The 3,911-nt window shown below is 45.7% G+C and carries 3 protein-coding genes; all 3 read right to left on the reverse strand.

Features of this window, described 5'->3' with window-relative positions:
- Nucleotides 1-500: 500 nt before the first annotated feature.
- On the reverse strand, nt 501-1,697 hold the full coding sequence (scyF, locus tag IQ229_RS16860) for a scytonemin biosynthesis PEP-CTERM protein ScyF (RefSeq protein WP_194045633.1): 1,197 nt from the start codon (nt 1,695-1,697) through the stop codon (nt 501-503).
- Nucleotides 1,698-1,869: 172 nt separating this feature from the next.
- Nucleotides 1,870-3,276, reverse strand: a complete 1,407-nt coding sequence (locus tag IQ229_RS16865; RefSeq protein WP_194045635.1) for a ScyD/ScyE family protein — start codon at nt 3,274-3,276, stop codon at nt 1,870-1,872.
- Between the two features lie 128 nt (nt 3,277-3,404).
- Nucleotides 3,405-3,911, reverse strand: a 507-nt coding sequence (locus IQ229_RS16870; RefSeq protein WP_194045637.1) for a ScyD/ScyE family protein, incomplete at its 5' end; no start/stop codon positions are given.

The raw sequence follows: 3,911 nt of genomic DNA on the forward strand, positions 1-3,911 counted from the left end.
TACCAATTGGTTCTGGATGATAGTTGTATGAATAAATCAGAATGTGCATTAACCGTTAATGTCCTAAAAGCACCTTGATAATGTTGGCTTTATTTAGTGTTATCCAGTTTTTATCTCCCTTATTCCAGATTTATGACCTGAAATTTTCGTAAGGTGTGTTACCCAAGGGCATAACGCACCCCACGAAATAGAAGTTTTAGATTTTGTTTAATCCACTTCAGCCTCTGAACTCGGAACTTCGACCTCTGGACTTGGAACTTCAGCCTCTGAACCCGGAACTTCAGCCTCTGAACCCGGAACTTCAGCCTCTGAACTCGGAACTTCAGCCTCTGAACCTGGAACTTCGACCTCTGAACTTGGAACTTCAGCCTCTGAACTCGGAACTTCGACCTTTGAACTCGGAACTTCAGCCTCAGAACTCGGAACTTCAGCCTCAGAACTCGGAACTTCGACTTCTGAACTCGGATTCGGTCACTTTACTGCTACTCAATCATGAGAACTCAGCACTGTTTTTGTAGTTCTTTCTCTAAACTGAAGACTGGCTTTTGTTGCCCACGTTTCCGCAATGTGACGGTAGCAGCCCCAAGTCCAAGCAATGCTAAACCCAATGCTGAACTAGGTTCTGGTACTTGCCTTCTGCCTTCTACGTTTAGCACTTGGACGCGACCTTGGAAGAAATCGCCCACATAAAGCTTGCCATCTTTATAGCTTGTACCACCCGTCCAGTTAAATCTGCCGGGAGTGAGGTCGAGGGGATTGCCAAAAGGAGGGCCAGTTAATGCTGGAGGCGGTACAGGATTACCTGATGCATCGAGGGCTGGTTGACCGAAGGAAGTCAAGAACTTACCGTTTTTATCAAAGACCTGAACGCGGCTGTTGATAGAATCAGCTACATAAACATTCTCTTGCTCGTCCACTTCGATGCCAATTGGCTGAAGAAGTTGTCCAGGCCCGCTACCTGCTGAACCAAATGCCAATAGAGATTTACCATTTGGATCGAGTACTTGAACGCGGTTGTTATACTGGTCAGCTACAAAGATATTTCCACTAACTGGGGAAATTCTTACACCTGCGACACCTTGGAATTGTCCAGGTGCAGTGCCAAGAGCGCCACCAATGACACCAATTGCCTGTCCGTCTGGTGTGAATTTAAGGATTCTTTCGCCGTTGAAATCACCTACGTAAACGTTGCCAGTTTTGTCAAATGTTAGACCAGATGGCCCAAAGAAAATCCGATCATTTACGCGAGGGGTAAAATCTCCATTTGCAAAGGATCTAATAAAGTTACCCTGAGAATCGAATTGATTGATGCGGTTGTTGTAAACATCACCCGAATACAGATCCCCTGTTACGGGATTAAAGTCTACAGTTGTTGGCTCGTCAAACTGTCCGGGTCCTGTGCCGCCGGAGCCAATAGCTCCAATATACTGGCCGCTTGGACTAAATTTTTCAATTTTGTTACCGAGGTTGTAGTTAGGAGTACCATCCGGGTTAACACCGCGTCCGTTAGCTATGAGGGTATTCCCTTGGCTATCCACCGCTATACCTTGGGGAACAAACAGTTGCCCAGGGCCGAAGCCAGGACTGCCAATACTTCTGTCGTAAGTTAATGTTACAGCTTTGGCTTGGGCTGCTGCTGCCAACACCATGAATCCAGCACCGAGAATGCTGATTGACAAATTTTTGACTAATCCCATGAGTTTGAAGTCCTGGTTGTATGAGTGTATACTCTTTCCTAGACTAATTTTGTTCCCAGTCCCAGTTCGGGAACCCTAATATTCGGGCTGCTGCCTCCTGTTTGAAATGCAACTTTCTGTGTGAGGCAGCAGCCTATTCTCTAACTATTACCTGACACCAGGTAAAGAGGAATTAGACTATCTCTGCTTTGGGTAGTAACTTTTCACCCAACTTGTGTTGGTCTTTGCGCTTGGCGAAAGCAGCAGTTGCGCCTACGCTAGCAAGTGCTAATAAGCCAAGTATTGAAGTAGGTTCGGGGACTTTTTGTGTAACAAGACCATCCACCCGAACAATCTGCCCGTTTTCTGGGCCGACACCACGGTTGGTAATATAAATCTTGCCGTCAGGACCAATATCAATTCCATCAGCCGAATCTAGCCCTTGACCTGCTGCAACGAGTGTTGTGCGAGTGCCATCAGGAGAAACTTGGATGAGAGATCCAGGTAGATTTGTGATGTCACCGTTTAACTGGGACTGGTCACTGAACTGTAAGACCAGCAAATTGCCTTTCTCATCAAAAGTTAGGTCGGTGATGTGCGTAAACCCATCTAGAAAGACCTCTGGCTTTTCATCCTTGCCGATGCGGAAAATCCGTGATTGATTTTCTGGATAAGGAAAACCCGTATATTCACCAACGTATAAAGCTCCATCGGGGCCAACTGCGCCACCTGTTGGTACTGATTGAATGGCTACTTGTCCTCCAGGAACCTGTTCTACTAGCCCTGGAAGCAACTCTACTAGGTCTGGAGGTAACTCTTGCCCTGGTGGCGCAGATGGCAACACTGAGGCGCTAGCGATTTTCTTAGGAATTGCGATCGCTTTAGAGTCACTGCCATCAAGTTTTATTTTGTAAGCAGCGTTTCCACCTCCATCAACGACATAAGCAGTATCGCCACTGATAGTCAGATCGTAGGGATTGGTAACTACATCTTGACCATCTGGATTGTTGACAATTTCATACTTGCCAAAGTCGAAAATACTGTTGAGAGAGCCGGTATTCAGGTCAACTTTGTATAGTTGTGCTAAGTTCGAGGCATTCAAAACTTTATCGGGTGCGGATGGCGGGAAAACTTTAATTTGCGTTTCTGGAATAGGGTATTTAGAACCAAGTTTAAGTGTTTCTTTATCGCGGTTTCCAGGATATCCAGCAAACCCAGTTAAAAGATAAGCATTTCCCAAAGAGTCGAATTGCAGGTCTTGAATACCAGCTCCTTGGTTGCCGGAGGGTTGTTCTGCGACAGACTGAAAGTTAGTGAGTAAACGCGTTTTGGTACCGTCTGGTGAGACTTTAACGAGTGAACCACTATTGCCTACACAAAGAGGCTGAAATATTGTACTTGGAGATGGCTGGCAATTCCCGTTTCCTCCTATACCTGGTTCTGCCACGTATAGACTTCCATCAGGGCCAAAGCTAGCACCCCGTGCATTACTGATTCCATCGACAATACTTGTTAGTGTTGCAGCTTGTGCAGATGTTGTTCCACAAATAGCAGTAAAACAAAATGTCAGAGATGTCAGAGCAAATGATTTGAGTTTCATACCTTTCAAGGGAGATTAAGAGTTACTAATTTCGGGAAAGTTTTATGGTTTTAAAGAGAAGGAATTCTAGTCCCTGAAGAATGCAGGGTAAATGTCCTTGAGAGGCACTGATATTGGTTTGAAACTTTTTACTTGAGCGCCACAACTCTATCTATGAGAGATTTAGAGTTTCTTTTCTTGTGCAACCAACCAACGCCGAAAGCGCCGATCGCTAATACACCTAAAGCAGAATCAGGTTCAGGAATAGACTTGGTATTTTCAATTCTGAGAACTTGTCCAAGTCCTGGGCGATCGCCTCGGTTGGTGACGTATACTGCACCATCAGAACCAATAGTCAGGGCGCTAGGCGACTCTAATCCATTGCCACTCAGAAGAGTTGTGCGTGTGCCATCGGGAGCTATTTTGATTACAGAACCATCAAAAGCACCCTTCCAGGCTGACTGATTGGCGTACTGCAAAGCATACAAATTGCCCGCAGGATCGAATTCCAAGTCTGTGAGTTGGGTAAAACCATCGGCGAAGACTGATGATTTACCATCAGTACCGACTCGATAGATTTTTGCCTCACCTTCTGGGAAAGGGAAACCAGTAAATTGGCTGATGTAATAAGCACCATCAGGCCCTTTTGCCACACC

Source organism: Nostoc cf. edaphicum LEGE 07299 (assembly GCF_015207245.1).
GTDB classification, from domain to species: Bacteria; Cyanobacteriota; Cyanobacteriia; order Cyanobacteriales; family Nostocaceae; genus Nostoc; species Nostoc edaphicum_B.

What these genes read in the sequence shown, in the direction of transcription:
- scyF (WP_194045633.1), bottom strand. Translation starts at nt 1,697, where the DNA reads ATGGGATTAGTCAAAAATTTGTCAATCAGCATTCTCGGTGCTGGATTC.
- IQ229_RS16865 (WP_194045635.1), bottom strand. Translation starts at nt 3,276, where the DNA reads ATGAAACTCAAATCATTTGCTCTGACATCTCTGACATTTTGTTTTACT.